Consider the following 23,336-nt stretch of genomic DNA (forward strand, 5'->3'; position numbering starts at 1 on the left):
AGCGGGCCGATCAGCAAGGCCAGCAGCGCATCAGTTCATCACGTAAATTAATGTTGTCGACCTCCTGAAACTCAATCGATGAATTCAGCTGAGGGGGTCCTGGCCAGGCACTATCACTGAACTCCCGGTCAGCCCAAGTACGGGGACTCTTGTAACGAGGTATTACATGAAAATGGACGTCTGGATCGACCATCATCAACATTAGATAGTTCAGTTTGTCGTAGTTGAAGATAGTTTTTAAAGTGCTTTCAATGTCGACAGTAACAGCTTTGAGCTCTGCAAATGCTGCCGGACTCAACTCGGCAAAGGTCGTTACCTGCTCCTTGGCAATCAATACCAGAGAGCCCAACGTTACCTGCTGGGGTCGCAACAGCACCGCCCAATAGCGGTAATCACGAATCACAGTATCAGGAGCGCCAAACTTCTTCATGGTGGCGTTCAACGCATCAGTCGATTCCATCCAGACCCCATTGATCATCGTATGATTAGGTTCGGCTACGGAAGTTAAATGTTTATGCGCTGCTTTGAAAGCCTATTCGAATCACTAATGCTTGTTATTTTTTGAAACATTCGTAAACCATAAGCGCATAATCGTGCCGTGGGAAGAAGTAATGTGTGTATGTAAGGAAGCATGTTTCTAGTGCAACGCGAAGCATCGTTCAGCTAACCAAGCCAAAGGCCTTCATGTGGACCAACTTACTTCCGGGATCAAACGAACAATTGAAGTTAGACCTGTTGTCAGCAAGACGGATATGGCGACCTTTATCGGTTTCCCGGGCCGCCTCTACAAGAGCGACCCGAACTGGGTCGAACCTTTGCATTTCGAGCGCCACGAGCACCTCTCCCGAAAAAATCCCGTATTCGAACATTTGAAATGGCGGGCCTGGATCGCCTGGTCAGGCCACGAGCCGGTAGGACGTATCACGGCGCAGGTGGACACGCTCCATCGAGAGCGTCATGGTCAGGACACCGGTCACTTCGGCATGCTTGAAGCTATTAATAATCCGACCGTCTTTCAGGCACTGATCGATACGGCTGAAGCCTGGCTGCTCGAGCAAGGCGCTCGTCGTATTACAGGCCCCTTCAGCCTGACCATCAATGAAGAGAGTGGCCTTCTCGTCGAAGGCTTCAATACACCGCCGATGTTCATGATGGGTCATGGCCACCCTTACTACAGCCAGCAGTTGGAGAACAATGGCTACCGGCCCGCTGCCGATCTTCTGGCGTACTGGATGCGTACGGACGAGCTCAACTTTACGCCGACCATGCGCCGTATGATGGATCGCTACCGTGGGCGTGTTCGCATCCGAACGCTGGACCGTAGCCGTTTCGCCGAAGAAATGCAGACGCTGCGCGATATCTTCAACGATGCCTGGGCTAACAACTGGGGCTTCGTTCCCTTTACCGAAGCCGAGTTTCGGGAGATGGGTAACAACCTCAAGCTGCTGGTGCCCGATGACCTGCTGTACATTGCTGAAGTAGATGGCAAGCCCAGCGCATTCATCATTGCCCTGCCCAACCTGAATGAGGTGATCAGGCCACTCAACGGCAAACTCCTGCCCTTTGGCTGGCTGCGTCTGGTGTGGCGACTCAAGATTCGCAAGCCAACCACAGCGCGCGTACCGTTGATGGGGGTACGTCAGGAACATCAATTCAGCCGCCTCGGTCCTACGCTGGCGCTGCTCCTGATCGAAGCGCTCAAATCACCCTTCGTCAGGCACGGCCTTGAAGCCCTGGAGATGTCCTGGATTCTGGAAAGCAATACCGGCATGCGCACTATTCTCGAGCAGATTGGCACCCACCAGTACAAGCGATACCGCGTCTATGAAAAGCAGCTCTGAATCCAAACCTTTTTCGGCACTGGTTCTGGCCGCTGACCGACATGACGGGGACGCAGTGGCAATGGCGGCCGGTGTGGACTGCAAGGCATTGGCAACCGTAGGCGGCATTCCGATGGTTCGCCGTGTAACTAGCACTCTGCGCTCAAGCCCTCTGGTGGAGCGCATTACGCTCATAGGCCCTACCCGCGCCCTGTTGCGCCAGGAACCTCAGGTAGAAGCATGGCTGCAAGCCGGTGAAATCAACTGGCTGAGCCATGCGAATTCCCCCAGCGCCAGCGCCGCGCTCGGCCTTGAGGGGGAAGATCCAACGCAACCGGTGTTATTGACGACTGCCGACCATGCACTGCTGACGCCGGACATGGTTGAGTACTTCCTAACCGAGGCCCGGCGCAGCGGATGTGATTTTGTGGTGGGCGTCGCTCGCCTGGAAACAGTCAAGGCGCGCTTTCCCGGAAATCGCCGCACGGCAATCAAACTCAAGGACGGCCCTTTCTGTGGCTGCAACCTGTTTGCGTTTATGACGGAGCGCGGCCATCAGCTGGCTCCCTTCTGGAGACGGATCGAGCAGGAGCGCAAGCGACCATGGCGAGTCATTACAGGTGCCTTGGGCTGGACGGCAGTGCTTCGCTACCTGGCGGGGACGTTGACCTTGGAGCAGGCACTGGAGCGGTTGTCACGCAAACTGAACATGCGAATTGGCGCGGTGGTGCTGCCCTTTGCCGAGGCCGCAGTTGATGTGGATACGCCAGCGGACCGTCAACTGGTAGAGACGATCCTGTCAGAAAGAGTCGGGCGTGAAGCGGCTCAGTATTGAGCCGCTGCTGATGTCGCCATCTGCCACGTATGCACCTTGTGCTTGGCAGCTTCGAGATCCTGAGGGAAATCCAGCTCGCCCCAGCTCAGTCCTTCGATGGACTGTACGAAAACCTGGCCGGTCTGCTGAGCGATTTCATCGATAATGCTCAGATACCAGCGCTGCAGGGCTTCAGGCTTGCGCATGTTGTCCTCAAGCGCCTTGCGAAACAGAACGGCCCCCTCCGGCTGGAAGTACATCATGCCAATTGATTCGCCATTGACCGTTGGCAACGGCAACGTCTTGCCCACACGCATCAGCTGATCGCCTTCGAGACAGACCTTCATATCATCGCTGTCATAGGAGGGCTTGCGGTCGATGGCCAGTGTGATAGGCCGCGGCGACGTACCCAGAAGACGCTTGAGTACCGGTAGATCAAACAGCGTATCGCCATTGAGTAGCAGAAAATCATCACGCATGGCTTCGCGCGCCATCCAACAACTGGCCAGGTTATCCGCAACCTCATAAAAGGGATTGAACAGCGTGTGGATGACGCCTGCACCATAACGGTCACTCAATACACGCTCTACCTGACCCGCCTCATAGCCTACGACAACCGTAATGTCTTCTATTCCTGCGGCCATTAGGCCATCGATCTGCCATTCGATAACCGTACGCCCCTCAAGCTCGATAAGGCACTTGGGCTTGTTTTCAGTATAAGGAAGAAGCCGACGTCCTTGCCCCGCGCTTAAAATGATCGCCCGACTGGGCTCATTCCGTTCAAGATGATTCAATGCCGTCTCCTAACAGGAAGGAACTTAACCACCTCGAAGCAGCCAAACCCCGGCCAAACATTTAAGGATGGTTATTCAGCCAGTTACGTATGAATAAACGGTATAGTAACCGGCGGGTGTTTTGGAACCACAGAAGGCTCCAGAGTTCATGCGTCTAATTGAGCGTTATGTTATTTCCGAGGTATGCCGTCCTTTACTGGCCATGGTGGGCATTCTTACCTTCATTTTTGCCAGCTACTCCTCGGAACGCTATCTGGCTGAAGCTGCGAATGGCACGTTGGCACTGAGTGTCGTTCTGGATATCGTCTATTACAAGGTACTTATTGCGCTCGAAGTGCTTGTCCCTGTAGCGCTTTATGTCGCGGTCGTCCTGAGCCTGGGACGTTTGTACCACGATACGGAAATGACGGCTATTGCTGCATCAGGTGTCAGCCCGCTGCGCCTGTATAAAGCCATCCTGTTGATTGCGCTGCCCGTTGCGATCGCCGTTGCCTGTCTTTCCCTCTATGGCCGACCCTGGGCATATGACAACGCTTATCGACTCGAACAGCAGTCCAAAACGGATCTGGACGTCAATCATTTGCAGGCCGAACGCTTCAACGTCAATGAAGACAATGGTCGGATGATCCTGGCAAAACACATCGAGCCTGACTCAGGCGCGTTAAAGGATGTGCTGATCTACGACAGCGGCGCAGAAAGAGCCCACCTGTTCAGGGCCCGCCAAGCATTGATTACAGACCCTAATCCGGAAGACCCTGTTCTGTCCTTGGAACAGGGTACTGCCTACTCGCTGGAGCGCCAGGGCAGCCGGGACCAGACCATGCTTTTCAAGGATATGACCCTGCACCTGGCGCCGGTTGCACAAACAGCCGAGTATCGACGCAAGGCCGCACCCAGCAGTGCCCTCGCAACTTCGTCAGCCTTATCTGATCAAGCAGAGCTGCAATGGCGCCAGACCCGAGGCATCACCACCCTACTGTTAGCACTTTTTGCCATACCACTTAGCTATACCGCTCCCCGCAAGGGCCGTTTTGCGAGAATGCTACCGGTCACGGCGGCATTTGCTCTGGTTTTCTATGCCAGCGACATTTGCCGGAGCATGGTTGGCAATGGCTCGTTGCCCCTCTTTCCCGGCATGTGGCTGATCCCTATTCTCATGATGCTGGCGCTGCTTGTCGCCATCCGGCGGGACGTAGGCAAGAAGCGGATCCGCACGGCATGAAGATCATCGACAAGTACCTGTTGCAGTCTCTCTTCATGGGCTTCATAGCTGCTGCCGCATTGTTACTGCCACTGTTCAGTACCCTGGACCTTGTCGGGGAGCTTGATGACATCGGCGGAGATTACCGGCTTGTCCAGGCCATTGAGGTAGTCGCCATGACGCTGCCTCGACGCATGGTAGAACTCGGCCCCTTCATTGCCTTGCTGGGCGGTATCGCTGCACTGGGGCAGCTGGCTCTGACGCAAGAGCTCAACACGCTGCGTGCTGCTGGCATCTCTGCTGCTCGTATCGGACTGAGTACCGTGTTAGCCGGCGCGCTGCTTGCGGTAGCACTGGCGGCAGTCGATGAGTTTGCTGCCTCGCCTCTTCAGCAAAGCGCTATTCAGCTACGTGCACATGCCATTGCCTCAGTCGAAGGGAATGGCAAGGATGGCAGCATCTGGGGGCGTAAGGACCAGCAGTTCGTTCGTGTAGGCGGGCTGCGCCTGGGACGGATTCCTACCCATATCGAAGTGTTCAGCTTTGACGGCGACGAGGTACTCAAGGAGTATCTGTTTGCCAACTATGCCGACATTCAGCCCAAGGGGATATGGCAGCTGCATGATGTGACGGTAAAGCGCTGGGTCGATGGTGACGAGACGGTCGAGCACATGGATCAGATGATTTGGCAATCAGTGCTGCCTGAAACGCGCCTGCAGGAGGTTGCGCTTCCGGCGGAGAGTCTTTCCTCCCGGCAGCTTTACCACTACATCGAATTCCTGAAGGATACCGCGCAACCAGCGGCCCAGTATGAAGTGGCCTTATGGGAAAAGCTTGGAACACCTCTGCTGACCCTGGCCATGATACTGCTGGCAGTGCCTTTTTCATTTAGCCAGGTACGCTCCACCGGGCTGGGCAGCAAGCTGGCCCTTGGCGCAGTGACGGGACTGCTGGTTTATTTGACCAATCAGATTATTGTAAACCTGGGCATTCTGTTCGGACTTGTTCCTGTTCTGGTGGGAACCGTTCCGGCGCTGTTAATGCTGGTATTCTCGATGAGCCTGATTTTTCGGTTCGACAGAAAACGATAAGGCGGTACGAAAGGCTGCCAAACAGGCGGCGGCCCTCGTCAGACAGGGCTCGCAAGGCTTAATAATTTAAATAACACATCCATTGCGTGGACTAAGGCAGAACTTATGACGATACAGGTCCATCTGGTAGGCCGTTGCGAGGTGATCTTGTGGGGCCTGACCTCACGGGAGCGGCTGCGAAGAATCCTGAAGAAATTTCCCAAGGCGCATCTGGCCAGCCCCGGCGAAGCGCTTCCTGCTGAAGGTGATGTTCTGCTGCTGCGCGAGGATTACCTTTACGATGACCGGGTATTAAGAGGATTGCTGGATACCCAAGACGTTGCCTTGCAGGACCCTCGGGATGGCGCGGTTGTCGCGGCCCGACTCTCCGCCTCGCGCTTGTCTGGCGTGGCCGACCTGAATGCACCTGCTGTCGCTCAGCTACGTCCTGCGCAACCTGACACCGTAGCCTCCGGCCTACAGACCCAGCTGCGCAAGTTCGATCAGCCTTGGGTAGCAAGAATCACCCAAAGCAACCGCCAGCACCTGGAAAAGTCCTTGTTCAATGGTGCGTACAAGGGTGTAACGGACTTTATCACCCGCGGCGTCTGGCCTGTGCCGGCACGCTGGGTGACCCACCTGTGTGTTCGTCTGGGCCTGAGTCCTAACCACGTCACGACCGCCAGTTATGTGCTGGCCATCCTGGCCGGCTGGTGGTTTTGGAACGGGCAGTTCGGCCTGGGCCTGATCGCCGGCTGGATCATGACCTTTCTCGACACCGTGGACGGCAAACTTGCCCGCGTAACGGTAACCTCGACCCGCTTTGGCAATATTTTCGACCACGCCCTCGACATCGTGCACCCCCCGCTCTGGTACATCGCCTGGGGTATGGGCCTTGCTGCAACCTGGAGCTACAGCCTGCCGCTTTCTCTCGTGTTCTGGGCTATCTTTATTGGCTATGTAGCAGGACGCCTGTGCGAAGGCTCGTTCAAGTTTGCCGCCCCTTTTTCGATGTTCCTCTGGAAACCCTTCGACTCGCTGAACCGACTGGTTACGGCCCGTCGCAATCCCAACCTCTTGCTGCTCACGCTGGCATGGGCTGCTGGGGCCAATGATGTGGGACTGCTACTGGTGGCAGCCTGGACAGTCATCTCGACGCTTGTTCTGGCGTGGCGCGTCATATGGGCCATTACGTTGCGGCGACGCGGTGCTGAATTGCAGCCGTGGTTGAGCCAGATCGACCTCAAGGCTGAAGGGCATCGTCCGGTGGTTCGGCTATTTGCTCCCCGCTCCGGGCTGGCCGATGCCTGAATACGAACTTCCCGTACCGAAACGGATCGGGATACTCATGAATCCATTAAGCGGTCGTGTTCGTCGGCGTCTGCAGCCTTTACGTGCATCGATTGCCACCCTGCCCGGTGTCATGTTGCATGAGGCTTCAGAACCAGCGGATATTACCCGCGCGCTGCTTCAATGGCAGGGAACCTCACCAGAACTTGTGGTTGTAATCGGCGGCGACGGCACGTTACAAGCCGTCCTAACGGCTCTGCTACAAACGTCCTCCACGCCCTTACCTGCCTTGTTGGTAATTGCCGGTGGCACCACAAACATGAGTGCCGCCGACCTGGGCACACGGGCGAAACCTGAGGCCGTACTGAAGGCCTTGCGCGCCTGGCTGGAGGGCCAGGGAGCGGCGCCGCGCCAGGTGGAGCGCGCCGCGATAAAGGTCGAGGGCAACGAGACGAGCGGGCCACAGTACGGGATGTTTTTCGGCACGGGAGCGATTCTGAGCGGTGTCCGGTATTTTCATCAGCATGTTCGCCCAACGGGTGTACGCGGTGCGCTAGGCCCTGCCCTGGCCTTTATCCGTATGCTGCTGTCGCTGCTGCGCAGCAAACCCCATCCACTTCTCCCAGCCACACCCGCGTCACTGAGAACCGACACGCATGACTGGAGCAGCAGCTGGCTTCTGGTACTCGCGTCAACGCTCGATAATCTGTTGATCGGCTGCCGCCCGTATTGGGGCACCGAAGCGGCCCCCATGCATTTCACAGCCGTCGAGCATCAGCCGCGACGGCTGATACGCGTCCTACCGTTCCTGCTGTGCGGTCGCGGCAAATCGGTCGCGCATGAGCGGGACGGCTATATCAGTCGTAACCTCAGCACACTCAGTCTTGAGGGCAGCTCACATTTTCTTCTGGACGGCGAACAGTTCGAGGCTACTTGCCCGATTCGTCTTTCAACCACCGCTCCCCTGCGCTTTCTAACTTACTGAGGCCGGCCATGCCAGATCTTGCCCCGCTCCCCCGTCCTTCACCGGCATTGCTTGAGGTAATCGCCAGGCAAAGCGGGCAACCGGTACGCCAGGAACTCGATTGCCTGTGTGAAGCGGTCCAGAGAAGGTTTGGCGCGTCCGTTGTTGGCGTACTGTTTTATGGCTCCTGCCTGCGAAGTGGCAATCCGGCCGAAGGCATCGTTGACCTGTATGCCGTTGTCGATAGTTACGCAGAGGTACATGCCAATGCGCTGCTTAGGGCCGCTAATGCATGGCTACCGCCTAATGTCTTCATGCTTCAAGCCCGAACGCCAGAAGGAGAAGTGCTGCAAACCAAATGCGCTGTGCTCTCGCTGAAGGATCTGGAGCGCGGCACTGCCCGCTGGTTCCAGAGCTATCTATGGGGCCGGTTTGCGCAGCCGTCTCGCCTGGTGTACTGCCGGGACGACACGATACGGCAGCGTATTTATCAGGCACTGGGCTACGCCGTCTTGAGGTTAGTGGAACAAACACTGCCCTCGATGCCGGAACGCTTTAGCAGTGAACAGTTATGGCAAACGGGCCTTGCCTTGAGCTACGGTACTGAACTGCGTCCAGAAGCCGCAAGTCGGCCTGCCGAGCTGGTTCATTATGATAAAACCTACTACCGTCAGTTAACGGCAGCCGTTGTCAGTGACTTTTCCGGCATGCATCGAATAGCGTTTGAAGAGGATCTTTATTCGCATATGCCTTCCCGCGAGCGCTTGCAGCAAAGCCGACAGATGTGGAGCACCCGGCGGCGTCAGGGACGAATGCTGAATATTCTTCGGCTCATGAAGTCCGTTTTCACATTCGAGAATGGAGTGGACTACATCGCTTGGAAGCTAGAACGGCATATGGGCCGGCCAATTGAGGTAACGCCTCGGCTGCGCCGCTACCCGCTGATCTTCGGCTGGCCGTTGCTGTGGCGGTTATTGAGGGAACGTCGTTTACGCTAAATCGAACGCAAGCGGAGCGCTCTTCGCTTGCATCAGGAACCATGCGGCACTGCCTACGAGGTGAAGAGTGGAAAAGACCCAGGACAACGCCACGCTGTCTACTCAGAAACGTAAACGCAAAAAGCACCGCCCCAGTGTGGCGATCGGCCTCTGGATCATCAAGCGCCTGGAAAAAGCGATCAAGCACTACTCCAGGGTAGAAACGACACCCTTTATCGATGCCGGCCAGTTTGCCTGGGTGCCTGAATTGGAAACCCACTGGGAAACGATTCGTGCCGAGCTGAACGAAGTCCTGCAAAACAAGCACAGGATTCCCAATTTTCAGGACATCTCCAAGGACCAGAAAAACATCACCCAGGATGATCGCTGGAAAACCTTCTTCCTGTACGGATACGGCTACAAGATGGATGGCAATTGCCTGCGCTGCCCGGAGACAACTCGCATCATCGAGTCCATCCCAGGCATGTTCACGGCGTTCTTTTCCATTCTGGAGCCTGGAAAGCACATCCCACTGCACCGCGGTCCCTACAACGGACTGCTCCGGGCTCACCTGGGGCTAGTCGTCCCCGAGCCGAAAGAAAAGTGCCGTATCGAGGTGGGTGGCGAGACCCGGCACTGGGAAACCGGTAAATGCATGATCTTTGACGATACCTACCGGCATCAGGTCTGGAACGAGACCGATGGCGTTCGCGTAGTACTGTTCCTAGACATTCAACGCCCCCTGGCTTGGCCAGGCTCGCTGCTTAACCGGATCATCCTACGACTGATTCGCTGGTCACCCTTCATTCAGGATGCGCGGCGCAACCATCGCGCCTGGGAACGTGGTTTGGAGCCGTAATAATAGAATAACGGCTCGGCGTTTCCTGGCGTCGAGCCGCCACTCAAACGTAGTTATTCATCCAGCAATTTCTGAGCATCGTCCCACGCAGCAAGATTGCGACGTGCTTCCTGAACGAAGGGGCTCCGCTTTACTGCACCTAAAAACAGGTCGCCCAAGAGCCGTCCCGGAAGGCGCAATGGCCGTTTGAACTGGATCAGTAGCACGACCCGGGTCTGATCGGTTTCATTCCAGACCTCATGGGGATAGGTGTCATCGAACACGATACATTTGCCATCGTCCCAATAGACCATTTCATCCCCTACCTGAATGCGGCAATTTTCACGTGGAGTGGGCGTCAGCAGTCCTAGGTGACACGTCATGATGCGCTTGGTCACTCCGGTATGCCGTGGAATGTGCGCACCCGGCGTCAGGATGGAAAAGAAAGCACTGTTCAGACCTGGCACTACGGACAAGGCCTCGGTGGTCTTTGGGCAACGCAGGCAATTCTCTTCGATCTTGTAGCCATACCCCCACAGAAAATAGGAGCGCCAGCTATTACCCTCGGCAATTCTGCGGTGATCAGGCGAAATATCGCGAAGCGCAGGAATTGAACCCATGCCCTTCAAGAGCTGTTGTACCTCCTGTCGTATACCCTCCCAATGCTGCTCCAGCGAGGCCGTCCAGGGAAACAGCTGCTTATCGAATACAGGCGGATCGCCGACCAGAGAATTTTTGGCCAGATAGCTGTTAAGCGCGGGCCGCAGCTTTTTACCGGTCCGGTAGAGGGCGCTGCGTTTGACTTTTGTTTTAGCGGCAACAGGAGGTGCGGCGTTGGTCATTGTACGTGTGTCCTGACGGTATTCGATGCGGCCCAGCGGACCGCCTGCATGTATGCGCCTAGATGCGATTTGCCGACAAGGCCCGCTCGCCTGTAATCACGGCCCGTACGGCCTCGATAGCACGCTGGCGCGAGGTAGCCATAAGTGCTGGCGACAGACCTGGCACTTGATCAAGTCCCTGCGGCAAAGGCAAAAGCCCCAGCGCTACATGAACTTCCTCGATTCTTCGCTCACGCTTGATGAGTCCTTCCTCTACAAGACTGTCGTAGAGTCGTCCGGTCTTGTTCTGCTGCCGGGGCGTGCCACGGCTACCTGCCACCCGGTCAATCACGCCCAGCTTGCGTTCAAGCGCATGATGCACACGCGCCTTGAAATGGCGCCGTACCGGTAATGGGAAAACTGCAACCGGTTTGCCGGTCAGGGCAGCCTCTGTCAGCATGGAGACACTTTCGCCGGTCACGATGAAGGCATCGGCCAACGCCAGCAATGCCCGGTAAGGATTATCGCTACCCTTGTCGAAACGGTAACACCAGTGCGGCGTCTCGATGGCCTCTAATAGCGACTGGGTAACCGGTTCTGCGGTACGGGGGCTTGTAGAAATCAGAAGCGATCCCCCCTTGGCCCGGACAGCAGCGCTGGCTTGGGCACCCAGCGTTCGCCCTGCGGCCTTGTCTAGTTCGTAAGGAATACTGCTTCCCCCTACCAACATGGCGACCCAGGGCCGCGGCAGATGCGCAAAACGCTCTTTCCAGACCGCCAGCTCCTGGTCAGACGGTATCTGATTCTGGATAAAGGGCACGGGTAAATCCACTACGTTGTCCCGTAGTGGCAGGCTGTATTGAGGTGTGGTCAGGACCAGATCAAAGCTGGATAACGGTGCGCGTGGGCGCCCAACGACTACCAGACGACTCCGCCCCTCGGAACGGCGCTGGATCCAGTGCGCCACCGGTGCTGTACGTCGTCCCGAACTCAAGACAAGATCCGGCCAGGGCGCGGCAAGACCCGGCGCGGACTGAGCCATCTTGCCCTGCAACAAGGCACCCGGCACATACTTGGCCGGCTTGAACCGCGTTTCCTTGCATTCATATGGCCAGCCAAGCGACTCGGCAATGGCAACCAGCTGTGCATTATCGCCCGCATGTTGGCCCAGAAGTACCCACACCCTGGGCAGCGCCTCTGCCCGTCGGGAACGTAACGGGAAGTCCGCCAGATAACGCTGCAAGGTGCCGTTGTCGTCTTCGCAATCAAGCTGCCAGCAACGATCCGGATAGCGCTGGGACACACGGCGCAGCAGTGCCCGCCATCCCTTGATCGAGCTGATGAGTGACTCATCCGTCCCCAGTCCTGTCCGGATGTAGACAAAACCGCGGCTAAGCCTGAACAGCCGGTCCACGAGCCAGGGCACATCTTCCGGTGGCAGATGCTCAAGACCACTGACCGCCAAAAGGTCATGGCTGGGCAGGTCTGGTTGGCGCAATTGCTCGAAGCGGTAGTGGGTCGTAGCCAGTGAGTCCTTATGAACATCAGTCCAATGCCCTACGAAGGCGATATCGTTGCCGCTCAGTGCGCTTGCAAAGGACAGGACATCCGATGGCAGAGACGCAGCAGGCGATGCCAGCGTCTGACAGGCTGCGTTAAAGTCTGGGCTAGGACTCGCCATGGTGTAAGGCTCGTAACCTTTAGCATTGGCCGCCTGCTCAAGGCTCAGGAAATACTCGGCATACGGGTTGATCTGATAGGAGTATTGCTCAGGTGTTGGCCGCCAGGGCTGCAAGTGCAGCGTGGTGTAGTGCAGCAATCTGGAACGGCCATGCTCATACTCAAGGTCACGCGCATGCCAGACGGGGTCGAGCTGTCCCCACAGGCCGGGTTTCTCGGCAGCCTGGGCGTGCAAGGCCTTCTTGCTTTCACGACGTGCCTTATCAAAATTCCAGACATCGATCATGCGCGCGCAATCGATCAAGGCGACGGCCGTGTCGTTTGGGGTTAACGCTAGATAACCATGCTCACCCATGGGCTGGTCGAAGAGGTCCGCCGGATCAGCCGTATAGATCTGATCCACATCGTTATAAATGGCGCGCCCATGACGTCCGGCCAGATCCGGAATGGCAAATCGATAATTCGTAAACCCGGTACGCCAGCGGCTTTCATCAAAGCCCGGCAGACGGGTCATGCGGTAAACCTCGTAACGCCGATCAGGATTGCGCACCTGCTCCAACGAATACACGAAGATCCGCTCGGCGCGGTATTGTGCAGGCTCGGTTCCCAGGAAAATACGTACAGCTGGCTGTTCGGGTGCCCCTGCCCTTGCTTCCAACACAATCGGCACAATATGCGGAACCGCCATGGGTGCATGGGCAGCCTGGCTACCGGATATTCCGACCGAAGCGGTGGAGGGAGACACTCGGTTTTTTTCCGAACGGGGCAGTTTCCACTTACGTATAGCGCGCGGCGCTTTCCAGGCAAAGAAAGTCATGCGTCCTCTTATGCTTCGATCTGAGGCAGAACAGCTGTACAACCTGCCTTGGTTGCTGACGGAAGAACTATAGTTCCCCTGTTCAGATTGAACAGGCTCTTGCACACATCACAAAGCGCGTGGCTGGCCCTTTGTTATCACTGCTTTTCCTATACTGCCAGCCCGTGAAGCCAACCCGCGTTCTATCAGCGATTCGTGTTGCAGACAACCGCTTTTGCACGTTTGCGCCTAGCGCTGGCATGTACCTTGAACATCCGGTGAGGTTTTTCACGCTCACTCTATAAGAGGCTATTCCATCCCATGCTGAAAAAATCCCTCGCAAGCGCGCTAGGACTGGCAGGTCTGCTGGGCGGACTTACCGCGGCGCCCCAGGTATCCGCAGCGGAAAAACCCATTGCGCCCAAAGTCATGCTGATCGCCATGTTTGGCCCGGAAGCCAAGACCTGGATCGAGCAACTCAAGCTCGATAAAAAGGTGCCGGTCGAAGGGTTGTCTGCCGAGTATCCGGATGTGCTCTGTAATGAGGCGCAGGTGTGTCTGATGACGACCGCAATGGGGCACACCAATGCCGCGGCGTCGACTATGGCATTAGCCTTCTCGCCCAAGTTCGATCTGCGCAAGACCTATTTCCTGGTCGCTGGTATTGCAGGAATCAACCCGCACGAGGGCACCATCGGCACTACGGCATGGGCGCACTATCTCGTGGACTTCGGCATCCAATGGGAGCTGGACGCTCGAGAAGCTCCGGCTGATTGGAAAGGTGGCTACCTGGGTATCAATACGCGTCATCCCACTCAAAAGCCTCCTCTGGACTACAAGACCGAGGTGTTCGAGGTTAACCAGAAACTGATGGAAAAGGCTTATGCCCTTTCCAAGGACGTCAAGCTCATCGAAAGCCCCGAGTCTACTGCGTGGCGCAAAAAGTACAGCTATGCGCCCGCCAACCAGCCTCCTGTGGTTACCCGCTGTGACACCGTCGCCGGCGATACCTGGTTCTCCGGTACGCTGCTCTCCCAGCGCGCCGAAGAATGGACGCGTACGCTGACGGATGGCAAAGGCCGTTACTGCACTACGCAGCAAGAAGACAACGCCACTTACGAGGCGCTGCTACGGGCCAGCCGTACGGGCCGTGTCGATATCCAGCGCCTGGCCGTAGTGCGTGGCGGCTCTGACTTCGATCGCCCTTACGAGGGTTATTCAGATGTTGAAAACCTGATCGATTACGCCAAGCAAGGCGGCTTTGAACCCGCCTTAGAAAACCTGTTCCGTACAGGCAATCCTCTGGTGCAGGACATCGTTAAGAACTGGAGTGCCTGGGAAAAGGGCGTTCCCTCCTCCTGATTAATGAAAACAGGACCGTGCATACATGTTCGGTCCTGTCAGTCACCCTAGCCGCACCGTTAACGTGCAGTGTCGCCCGTAAACGGACCATTCCCGTAACCAATCCAGAAATTGGTTCGCATAGAGACTGAACCAATGCCAGATCATCCCCTACTCCCTGCCTCCACACCTTTGTACCAAAAGCCTGACACGCCTGTAGTCATAGCCTAAGCGCCCGGTCATAACCGTTTCGCCAGTATGAACCAATCGCTATTGGCATCTCGCTTGCAAAACTGCCTGTAACTGTTGCGCCCTACTATCAAGCATATACGAGGCGCACAGACAGACATTCATGTTGGCCTGAGAGAGCATGATGCAAACGTGCGAAACGGAAACTCCTATCGATCAATCAGCCCGGATGGCACTCGATGCCCTTCGCCAGCTGGTGGCACAGCATTCGGCATTTCCGGAACGACCTCTGCCTCCGGAGCGTGATCTGGCTGCTGGCTTTGGCGTTAGCCGTCGCTCGGTTCGCCGCGCCCTTTCAGTGCTTGAAGCAGAAGGACAGGTGTGGCGCCGCCAGGGCAAAGGCACCTTTGTAGGCCCAACCCCACCCAGTGCGTCCCTGAGCTTTACCAAGCTGTCCAGCCGAACCAACTTCATCGAAATCATGGAGGCCCGCCTTTACCTGGAACCTGCTCTTGCCTCACTGGCTGCCATTCGCGCCAGCGGCGAGCAGATGGCAATGCTGCGGAGGCTCGCTGAACGTACCGGCCAACAACTCAATGCCCAGACGCCCGATGCAGAAGCACTGGAACTCTGGGACAGCGCCTTTCATAGAGGCATTGCGGAAGCCGCTGGCAACCGACTGATGCTGGATATTTTCGAAATGTTCGATGCCATTCGCCTGGACTCTGTCTGGCGCGACCTGCGCCAGCGTGCCCGCAACACTGACCGCATGCATGCGTATAGCCATGATCACGACGACATTGTGTCCGCGATCGAACAGCGTGACCCCGGCAAGGCGGCGATGGCCATGCGTGGCCATTTGCGTGCGTTGCAACAGGCGCTCGACACCGTTATCCATCACGATCTGGTGAACAGTTTATGAGCGAATCCCCATGCTCTGTCTTGAGTATCCGTAACCTGACCGTTCGCTTTAAAGGTGCAGCGGTCAATGTAGTAGATGGCTTGTCATTCGACATTGCGCCAGGTCGAACCCTGGCCATTGTTGGTGAATCCGGCTGCGGCAAGAGCGTAACATCCATGGCGCTGATGGGGCTTCTACCGGATAGCGCCCAAGTGCATGCCGATACTTCGACCTTCCTTAACGAACCTTTGCTGGCAATGACTGAGCAGCGTCGCCTGGATGTACGCGGTAACCGCCTAGCAATGATCTTTCAGGAACCCATGACGTCACTTAATCCGGCATTCACCATAGGTGATCAGATCACCGAGAGCGTCGTGCGTCACCAAAGCCTGTCTCCCCAACAAGCCCGCCGCCGGGCATTGGAGATGCTGGAAAAAGTCCGTATACCCGCAGCGGCTCAACGGCTGGAGGCTTTTCCCCACGAATTGTCAGGGGGTATGCGCCAGCGGGCCATGATTGCCATGGCGCTTGCCAACGACCCAGCCCTCATCATTGCCGATGAACCAACCACTGCACTGGATGTAACCATTCAGGCGCAGATTCTTTCTCTGATCGCAAACCTGCAAGCCGAAACCGGAACAGCCATGATGCTGATTACCCATGATTTGGGCGTCGTTGCAGAAGTAGCTGACGATGTAGCGGTCATGTATGCGGGCCAGGTTGTCGAAAGCGGTCCCGTTACTGCGCTGTTCGATGACCCTCAGCACCCCTACACCATTGGCCTGATGGGCTCGATGCCCTCGATGGGCCCGCGTGAAGATCGCTTGGCCACCATTGCCGGCCGTGTTCCCACGCCTGCAGAAATGCCCAGTGGCTGCCGCTTTGCCAGCCGCTGCCCTTTTGTGATTCAGGAGTGCCGCGCAGATCGTCCCCCGCTGCGCGAGATCACACCAGGGCATCTGGCAGCATGCATTCGTACACCGCTGGAGCAGCACTTGGGAGTTAGCGCATGAAAACGCCCGAACGCCCTATTCTTGAAGGCCTTCATCTGACCAAACACTTCACGTCACCTACAGGCTTTCTGCAACGCAAGAAGGCTCCTGTTCAAGCCGTCACGGATGTTTCCCTGTCGATCAGACGAGGCGAGACATTAGCCTTGGTAGGCGAGTCGGGCTCCGGCAAGTCAACCCTGGGGCGATTGCTGCTCAACCTACTGGCGCCTACCGCTGACGATGTCATCTACGAAGGCAGAAACCTGGGAAACCTGCCTGCGGATAAGCTCCGGCAGGCAAGGCGGGAATTGCAGATCATCTTTCAGGATCCCTTTGCCTCACTCAACCCCCGGATGACAGTGGCCTCTATCATTGGCGAACCCATCTGGCTGCATACCGATAGCCACCGCGCAGATCGCGCAGCACGAGTAGCAGAGCTCTTGCATACCGTGGGCCTGGCCCCTGAACATGCCAACCGTTATCCCCATGAGTTTTCCGGTGGGCAACGCCAGCGTATCGGTATTGCTCGCGCCTTGGCCTCCAATCCACGCTTGATCCTAGGGGATGAACCGGTTTCGGCATTGGATGTGTCGGTCCAGGCGCAGGTCGTCAATTTGCTGGAAGACCTCAAGCATCAGTTTGGGCTGACGCTGCTTATCGTCGCCCATGGACTGGCCGTGATCCGCCATATGAGCGACAGAGTCGCCGTGATGTATCTCGGGGAGATCGTGGAGCTGGCCGAGGTCGACACGCTGTTCGAAACACCACTTCACCCGTATACACAAGCGCTTATGGCCGCTGTGCCTGTCAGCCACCCCGGTCTGCGACGGGCTCGCCCCGTATTGGGTGGGGATATGCCAAGCCCGACCAATCCACCGCCCGGTTGCCGTTTTCACACGCGCTGCCCCCATGCCCGCCCCCTCTGCAGAGAGGCAAAACCTGCCTTTGAATCTGTCGAAGGGGCGCGTCAGGTTGCCTGCCATTTCTGGCGCGAAGTTGCGAATGCCGGAGCAGGCAATTTGATTGTGCCAACTCCCAGCCCCGCCTTCTCCCAACGCCTTCATCTATTCAAAAGCCATCAGCCCCTTGCCCTGGAGAGCCAGCCTTGAATCCTGTACGCCTGTTGACTGGAGCCTTGTTATTGACGATCGGCACCATGGCATTTGCCGAAACCACCCTGCGCATCGGCATCCAGGACGACCCGGATGTTCTGGATCCGCACCGTTCACGAACCTATTCGGGACGCCTGGTATACACCGCCCTGTGCGATAAACTGGTGGATGTTGCGCCGGACCTAACCTTTGTACCGCAACTGGCCACAGGTTGGAGCTGGAGCGACGACAACCTAACCCTGACCATGACGTTACGTGAAGGTGTGACCTTTCATGATGGCGAAGCCTTTGATGCCGCCTCGGTCAAATTCAATCTGGACCGAGCTCGTACCTTGCCCGATTCACTGCGCAAGAGCGAACTGGCCTCTATCGAGCACGTGGATGTAATCGATCCCAAGACCGTAGCGATTAAGGTGAAGCAACCGGACGCTACCCTGATCGCCCAGCTTTCCGACCGGGCCGGCATGATGCTTGCCCCCAACGCCTCACAAGGCGATGTCGGGTCCAAACCTGTCTGCTCCGGACCCTATAAATTCGTGCAGCGCGTACAGCAGGATCGCATCGTGCTGGAGCGCTTCGATCATTACTGGAACAAGCAGGCCTATCACTTTGATAAAGTGATTTTCCTGCCCATACCTGACACGTCGGTTCGTCTCGCAAACTTGCGCTCTGGAGACCTGGACATCGTCGAACGTGTTGCTCCCACGGACATCAAGGCGGTCAAGGATGACCGGAATCTTACGGTCTACAACACGCCCGGCCTGGGGTATATGCAACTGATGGTCAATGTCGCCAATGGTGACAAAGCCAAAAATCCGTTGGGAAGTGACAAGCGTGTCCGCAAGGCCTTCGAGCTGGCAATGGACCGGGACGCTATCAACCAGGTGGTATTCGAAGGGCTCTACGCGCCGGGCAATCAACCCTTTCCACAAAGTAGCCCTTATTTCGATAAGGAGCTACCACTCCCCTCGCGAGACATTGCCAAGAGCCAAGCGCTGCTGGCGGAAGCAGGCGTGAAGCTCCCGGTAAACGTTGAGCTCAAGGTTGGCAATACACCTGTCTCTCAGCAGGTAGGCCAAATTATCCAGGCGATGACGTCCGAAGCGGGCTTCAACGTCAATCTGGTCGCCACCGAGTACGCGACGCTTCTTAACGAGCAGCAATCCGGAAACTTCCAGGTAGGTATGAGCGCCTGGTCCGGTCGTCCTGATCCAGATGGCAACCTCCATCAGTTCGTGACATGCAAGGGAAACCAGAACGATGGCCATTACTGCAATCCAAAGCTGGATGAGCTGCTTAATAAGGCACGTACTGTCAATGACCAGGCCCAGCGTCAGGATCTGTATCGTCAGGCGATGACCATCGTGGCGGACGAAGCGCCGAACATTTACCTCTACTTCGAGCCTCGACTGATTGTGGCGAATCGCAAGGTGACAGGGTATGTCTCCAACCCGGACGGACTGATCCGCCTGGCCAACGTGTCATTCGCGCAATGACCGATACGGCCCGTTGCAGTAAACCGCACGGGCCGGTAATCCACGAGGGTTATGCATGCTGACGTTCATCCTTCGCCGCCTGCTCAGTGCCATCCCAACACTGGTTCTGGTCTCGCTCTTTGTCTTCACCCTGCAAAAACTGCTGCCCGGCGATCCGGTGCTAGCCATGGCTGGGGAGGAGCGCGACCCCGCTGTCATCGAATACTTAAGAGACAAGTATCGTCTTAACGATCCCGTACCGGTTCAATACCTGAACTGGGTGGGCAATGTCTTGAAAGGTGATTTCGGTACTTCCTTGCGCACCGAGCAACCAGTGACCGCGCTTATCGTCTCGAAACTGCCGGTCACCCTGGAATTGTCAGTTTTCGCCTTGCTGATTGCGCTGTTGATAGGTATCCCCACCGGTATTCTCTCGGCGGTGCGTAAAGGGAGCGCGGTAGATTACAGTGCGAACATCGTTGCCCTTTCTGGTATCTCTATTCCGCACTTCTGGCTGGGGATACTGCTCATCATGGTGTTTGCGGTAAAGCTGCGCTGGCTGCCCGCCTCCGGTTTTGTACCGTTCAGTGAAAACCCGCTGCAAAACCTTAAAACCTTGTTGTTACCAGCCTTCGTGCTGGGTGCAGGTCTTTCCGGAACCCTGATGCGTCATACCCGCAGCGCCATGCTTGAAGTGCTGCGCTCAGACTATGTGCGGACAGCGCGCGCGAAAGGGCTGTTTCCCAGAACAGTCATTCTCAAGCACGCCTTTCGTAACGCGCTGATGCCCATCGTGACGCTGACTACACTGCTGTTCGGCGAACTGCTTGGGGGCGCAGTCCTGACTGAGCAGGTGTTCAGTATTCCCGGCTTCGGCAAGATGATCGTCGATGCTGTTTTCAACCGGGACTATGCCGTGGTGCAAGGTGTAGTGCTGTGCGTAGCCATTGGATTCGTATTGATGAATCTGCTGGCCGATGTGCTCTATCGCCTGGTCAACCCGCGCCTGAGGACTGCCGCATGAATGCCATTGCCACCCCTCTCCCTCCTGTCTTACAGACCCGTCTACAGTCTCGTTTCCTGGCAAAGTTTTTGAAGAACAAGGGTGCTGTTATCGGTGCAGCTATCCTCTTGTTATTTGTCCTGGCAGCTGTTCTGGCACCCTGGATTGCGCCCCATGATCCACTCAAGGCGAACTTTCTGGCCGTTCGCAAGGCACCTTCGGCCCTGTATTGGCTAGGCACGGATGAGCTGGGCCGCGACCTGTTCTCACGCCTGCTCTGGGGTGCGCGCAGCTCGTTGCTGGCGGGTGGAGTATCGGTCGCCATCGCCATGGCCATCGGTGTTCCGCTAGGTCTTATAGCTGGCTATTTTGGGGGCGCGCTGGATGCCCTTATTTCCCGGATCATGGAAGCACTGCTGTCTTGTCCGTTTCTGGTGCTGGCTATCGCGCTGGGGGCATTTCTTGGCCCTAGCCTGACTAATGCCATGATCGCCATTGGCCTGTCTGCCATGCCTATCTTTGCGCGCCTGACGCGCGGACAGGTCCTTTCGATTAAACATGAGGACTACCTGGAAGGTGCCCGCGCCATTGGCCTGCCGGATCGCTGGATCATTCTGCGCTATGTGTTACCGAATGTCCTTTCGCCGCTGGTAGTCCAGGCAACCCTGACCATTGCCTCAGCCATTCTCGCAGAAGCGAGTCTGTCGTTCCTGGGCCTTGGCCAGCAACCGCCAGCGCCCTCCTGGGGCTCCATGCTCAACACAGCCAAGAATTTCATGGAACAGGCGCCCTGGATGTCTATTGCTCCAGGCGTGGCCATCTATATCACGGTGCTGTGCTTCAACCTGCTGGGCGACGGCTTGCGCGATGCGCTGGATCCCAAAGACTAACCGTCAGACAAGAAGAGAGTGATCCCATGTTCGATCATCTGGATTATAGCCAGCCTTACGCCTCTGCCCGCTCCCCTGTCATGGGACGGAACATGGTAGCGGCCTCCCAGCCACTGGCCGCCCAGGCAGGCCTGGACATGCTGCGCCGTGGCGGTAATGCGGTAGATGCGGCAATTGCTGCTGCCATGGTGCTTACGGTAGTAGAGCCAACAGGGTGTGGTATCGGCAGTGATGCCTTTGCCATCGTCTGGGATGGCAACACATTACAGGGCCTGAATGCCTCTGGACGCGCACCGGCAGCGTGGTCGCCCCAGTATTTTGCAGGGCACAAACACATGCCGGAGCGCGGCTGGAATGCAGTGACCGTGCCCGGTGCGGTTTCCGCCTGGGTCGGGCTTTCCGAGCGTTACGGCAAGCTGCCCTTCACCATGGTGGCCGAACCCGCCATACGCTATGCGCGAGAGGGTTACCAGGTAACGCCTATAATCGCTGAGCTCTGGCACAGAGGCGGTCAGCTCCTGAAAGATCAGCCCGGCTTTGCCGAGTGTTTTCTGCCCGCTGGCCGAGCCCCCAGAGCCGGGCAGAAGATTCAACTCAGGGACCATGCCAAAACGCTGGAGCTGATCGCTGAAACCCGCGGCGAAGCGTTCTATCGAGGCGCCCTGGCCGAAGCCATGGTTGCTCATGCCAGAGCCAACAACAGCGTTATGAGCCTGGATGACCTGGGCAATCACTCAATTGACTGGATCGATACCCTATCCACGCCCTTTGCAGGCGCCATGGTCCATGAGTTGCCTCCTAACGGCCAGGGCATCGCTACGCTCAGCGGCCTGGGGATTCTGGAGGCCATCGGTATTGGCGATCATCCTGTCGACAGCCCCGAAACCCTGCATGTGGTATTGGAAGCGATGAAGCTGGCCCTGGCGGACCTCAATCATCACATTACAGATCAGGACCATATGCGCGTTCTGGCTCACCATCTGCTTGACCCGGCCTATCTAAAGGAGCGCGCCAGGCTGATCGGCGAGACTGCTGCTGACCCAGGCCATGGCTCGCCCAAGCCCGGCGGTACGGTGTACCTGTCAGCGGCAGATGAAAGCGGCATGATGGTATCGTTCATTCAATCCAACTACATGGGTTTTGGCTCCGGCGTAGTGGTACCAGGCACGGGAATCAGCCTGCAAAACCGCGGGGCGGGCTTTTCTCTGGACCCAGAGCACGTCAACACCGTCGCTCCCGGTAAGCGCCCTTTCCACACCATCATCCCTGGTTTTGCCATGAATGCCGATGGCACGCCGTTGATGTCGTTCGGCCTTATGGGCGGTCCCATGCAGGCGCAGGGACACTTGCAGATGATGTTGCGTATCCTGCGCTACAAGCAGAACCCGCAGGCGGCGGCCGACGCGCCCCGCTGGCGGATCGAGTCAGGTCGGAAGGTTGCCGTTGAGCGACAGTTCGACTCACAGACCGTAGCTGCCCTACGCGCCAAAGGACATGATATCCAGGTTGAGGCGCCAAGCGGCGTGTTTGCATTCGGTGGTGCTCAGATCATTCAGAAAACGGCCGATGGTTATGTCGGTGGCTCTGATCCACGCAAGGACGGTCAGGCCGTCGCGTTCTGACCTTGCCGGAGGGAGGCCGCCCTGGCCTTCCTCCCATCCCTTACACCTGATCGAGCTTTATCTCATTCCAAGTCTTCACGAAGGTGCTAGTCCTGATAGTTTTCTTCTTCTGCATAGGCGAACTGGATGAATCGCTTTGCCTCGTCGAGGCTGCCGACGCGCTTGACGCAGCGTGTGCCCATTCTGATTTCATAACAGCTGCCGCCAGTCGCATCTGCACATTCGAACACGTAGTAACCATTGGAACTGCTGACGACTTTCTCTTGCATGAGTGCGCTCCCTTTCTCAGGACGGTGAATTCGTTATCGTCACGCCCTCAGTACATGCAATTGGGCGCCCTTTTAATGGGACCGAAATATTCCCTGGCAATTCGCTTCAGTCACGGCAACGACCTTTTTGTTCATACAACAGGTTTATGCTCAGTCTGGTACAGGCAACCGTCGTGCCTTAACCGTCGCTGGAGGATTTTTCTACTAATCACTGGTCTCGGCAGCTCCGCCCGAATCTGGCTGCTGGCCCATGTGAGTAAACTGAAGACGACTGGCCAAGCTAGCGCTGCTGTGTTTGTTTCGCTCCATCACCGATCAGTTTTTCTAATATCACCGTGCCACAGCACCAAAAGAGCGCACCATTAAGCGAAGCGCATCACACTTCATCACCCGCATTGTGTTAAATGATATTGATTTTCATTCAATACAGGGTCTACTCTGAATGGGCTTTGCGATAGTAATGAACACTTACTTTTA

21 protein-coding genes are annotated in these 23,336 nt (G+C 56.8%); 16 read left to right on the top strand and 5 right to left on the bottom strand.

Annotation, left to right across the window (positions count from 1 at the left end; all coding sequences use genetic code 11):
• Window positions 1-10: 10 nt before the first annotated feature.
• Window positions 11-460, bottom strand: a complete 450-nt coding sequence (locus JQR86_RS10355) for an HIT family protein (protein WP_125889038.1) — start codon at window positions 458-460, stop codon at window positions 11-13.
• A 292-nt stretch (window positions 461-752) separates the two neighbouring features.
• Here JQR86_RS10355 and JQR86_RS10360 point away from each other — a divergent pair, with 292 nt between their 5' ends.
• Window positions 753-1,841: an N-acetyltransferase gene (locus tag JQR86_RS10360; protein WP_434153529.1), complete on the top strand. Its 1,089-nt coding sequence runs from the start codon at window positions 753-755 to the stop codon at window positions 1,839-1,841.
• Window positions 1,825-2,655: a nucleotidyltransferase family protein gene (locus JQR86_RS10365; protein WP_286788630.1), complete on the top strand. Its 831-nt coding sequence runs from the start codon at window positions 1,825-1,827 to the stop codon at window positions 2,653-2,655. Before JQR86_RS10360 ends, JQR86_RS10365 begins: the two co-directional genes overlap by 17 nt.
• Here JQR86_RS10365 and JQR86_RS10370 read toward each other — a convergent pair.
• On the bottom strand, window positions 2,646-3,428 hold the full coding sequence (locus tag JQR86_RS10370; RefSeq protein WP_286788631.1) for a phosphocholine cytidylyltransferase family protein: 783 nt from the start codon (window positions 3,426-3,428) through the stop codon (window positions 2,646-2,648). The two genes, JQR86_RS10365 and JQR86_RS10370, sit on opposite strands and share 10 nt — an antisense overlap.
• Before the next feature lie 148 nt (window positions 3,429-3,576).
• On the opposite strand from JQR86_RS10370, the gene lptF reads away from it, so the two are divergent.
• The 6 genes from lptF (at window position 3,577) to JQR86_RS10400 (ending at window position 9,789) form a co-directional block, all read left to right on the top strand.
• The gene (lptF, locus tag JQR86_RS10375; protein WP_286788632.1) at window positions 3,577-4,650 is read left to right on the top strand and encodes an LPS export ABC transporter permease LptF; all 1,074 of its coding nucleotides are present in this window, start codon (window positions 3,577-3,579) and stop codon (window positions 4,648-4,650) included.
• Entirely contained in the window at window positions 4,647-5,720 is a 1,074-nt protein-coding gene (lptG, locus tag JQR86_RS10380) for an LPS export ABC transporter permease LptG (RefSeq protein ID WP_286788633.1), read from the top strand. Before lptF ends, lptG begins: the two co-directional genes overlap by 4 nt.
• Window positions 5,721-5,825: 105 nt before the next feature.
• The gene (locus JQR86_RS10385) at window positions 5,826-7,010 is read left to right on the top strand and encodes a CDP-alcohol phosphatidyltransferase family protein (protein WP_074825498.1); all 1,185 of its coding nucleotides are present in this window, start codon (window positions 5,826-5,828) and stop codon (window positions 7,008-7,010) included.
• Window positions 7,011-7,047: 37 nt separating this feature from the next.
• The gene (locus JQR86_RS10390; RefSeq protein ID WP_010798125.1) at window positions 7,048-7,974 is read left to right on the top strand and encodes a diacylglycerol/lipid kinase family protein; all 927 of its coding nucleotides are present in this window, start codon (window positions 7,048-7,050) and stop codon (window positions 7,972-7,974) included.
• Between the two features lie 8 nt (window positions 7,975-7,982).
• Window positions 7,983-8,951, top strand: coding sequence for a hypothetical protein (locus JQR86_RS10395; protein WP_434153530.1), 969 nt, complete (start codon window positions 7,983-7,985; stop codon window positions 8,949-8,951).
• Window positions 8,952-9,018: 67 nt separating this feature from the next.
• The gene (locus JQR86_RS10400; RefSeq protein WP_434153531.1) at window positions 9,019-9,789 is read left to right on the top strand and encodes an aspartyl/asparaginyl beta-hydroxylase domain-containing protein; all 771 of its coding nucleotides are present in this window, start codon (window positions 9,019-9,021) and stop codon (window positions 9,787-9,789) included.
• 53 nt (window positions 9,790-9,842) lie between these two features.
• On the opposite strand, the gene JQR86_RS10405 is transcribed toward JQR86_RS10400, so the two are convergent.
• Together JQR86_RS10405 and JQR86_RS10410 are read right to left on the bottom strand one after the other, a co-directional pair.
• Complete coding sequence (locus tag JQR86_RS10405) at window positions 9,843-10,610, bottom strand: aspartyl/asparaginyl beta-hydroxylase domain-containing protein (RefSeq protein ID WP_286788634.1); 768 nt, start codon at window positions 10,608-10,610, stop codon at window positions 9,843-9,845.
• Window positions 10,611-10,668: 58 nt separating this feature from the next.
• Complete coding sequence (locus tag JQR86_RS10410; protein ID WP_312124636.1) at window positions 10,669-13,086, bottom strand: ELM1/GtrOC1 family putative glycosyltransferase; 2,418 nt, start codon at window positions 13,084-13,086, stop codon at window positions 10,669-10,671.
• Window positions 13,087-13,386: 300 nt separating this feature from the next.
• Between JQR86_RS10410 and JQR86_RS10415 the strand changes: the two genes are divergently transcribed.
• The 8 genes from JQR86_RS10415 to JQR86_RS10450 all read left to right on the top strand — a co-directional run bounded on the left by JQR86_RS10415 (window position 13,387) and on the right by JQR86_RS10450 (window position 22,590).
• Window positions 13,387-14,427, top strand: a complete 1,041-nt coding sequence (locus JQR86_RS10415) for a purine-nucleoside phosphorylase (protein ID WP_150347513.1) — start codon at window positions 13,387-13,389, stop codon at window positions 14,425-14,427.
• 352 nt (window positions 14,428-14,779) lie between these two features.
• Complete coding sequence (locus tag JQR86_RS10420) at window positions 14,780-15,517, top strand: FadR/GntR family transcriptional regulator (RefSeq protein ID WP_125889078.1); 738 nt, start codon at window positions 14,780-14,782, stop codon at window positions 15,515-15,517.
• A complete protein-coding gene (locus JQR86_RS10425; protein WP_407363252.1) occupies window positions 15,514-16,509 on the top strand; it encodes an ABC transporter ATP-binding protein in 996 nt (331 codons plus the stop codon). The genes JQR86_RS10420 and JQR86_RS10425 overlap by 4 nt, the downstream gene beginning before the upstream one ends.
• Window positions 16,506-17,597, top strand: a complete 1,092-nt coding sequence (locus tag JQR86_RS10430) for an ABC transporter ATP-binding protein (protein WP_434153532.1) — start codon at window positions 16,506-16,508, stop codon at window positions 17,595-17,597. Before JQR86_RS10425 ends, JQR86_RS10430 begins: the two co-directional genes overlap by 4 nt.
• Window positions 17,598-17,644: 47 nt before the next feature.
• A complete protein-coding gene (locus tag JQR86_RS10435) occupies window positions 17,645-19,096 on the top strand; it encodes an ABC transporter substrate-binding protein (RefSeq protein ID WP_434154886.1) in 1,452 nt (483 codons plus the stop codon).
• Window positions 19,097-19,151: 55 nt separating this feature from the next.
• Window positions 19,152-20,099 (top strand): ABC transporter permease, encoded by a 948-nt coding sequence (locus tag JQR86_RS10440; RefSeq protein WP_407363250.1) that lies wholly within the window; start codon window positions 19,152-19,154, stop codon window positions 20,097-20,099.
• Window positions 20,096-20,968 (top strand): ABC transporter permease, encoded by an 873-nt coding sequence (locus JQR86_RS10445; RefSeq protein WP_150347517.1) that lies wholly within the window; start codon window positions 20,096-20,098, stop codon window positions 20,966-20,968. Before JQR86_RS10440 ends, JQR86_RS10445 begins: the two co-directional genes overlap by 4 nt.
• 26 nt (window positions 20,969-20,994) lie before the next feature.
• Window positions 20,995-22,590 (top strand): gamma-glutamyltransferase family protein, encoded by a 1,596-nt coding sequence (locus JQR86_RS10450; protein ID WP_434153533.1) that lies wholly within the window; start codon window positions 20,995-20,997, stop codon window positions 22,588-22,590.
• Window positions 22,591-22,676: 86 nt separating this feature from the next.
• Here the strand turns inward: JQR86_RS10450 and JQR86_RS10455 are convergent, their stop codons facing one another.
• Complete coding sequence (locus JQR86_RS10455) at window positions 22,677-22,859, bottom strand: hypothetical protein (protein ID WP_010798112.1); 183 nt, start codon at window positions 22,857-22,859, stop codon at window positions 22,677-22,679.
• Window positions 22,860-23,336 lie beyond the last annotated feature (477 nt).

The sequence above is a fragment of the Pseudomonas sp. JZ134 genome, assembly GCF_051027695.1.
Lineage (GTDB): Bacteria > Pseudomonadota > Gammaproteobacteria > Pseudomonadales > Pseudomonadaceae > Chryseomonas > Chryseomonas luteola.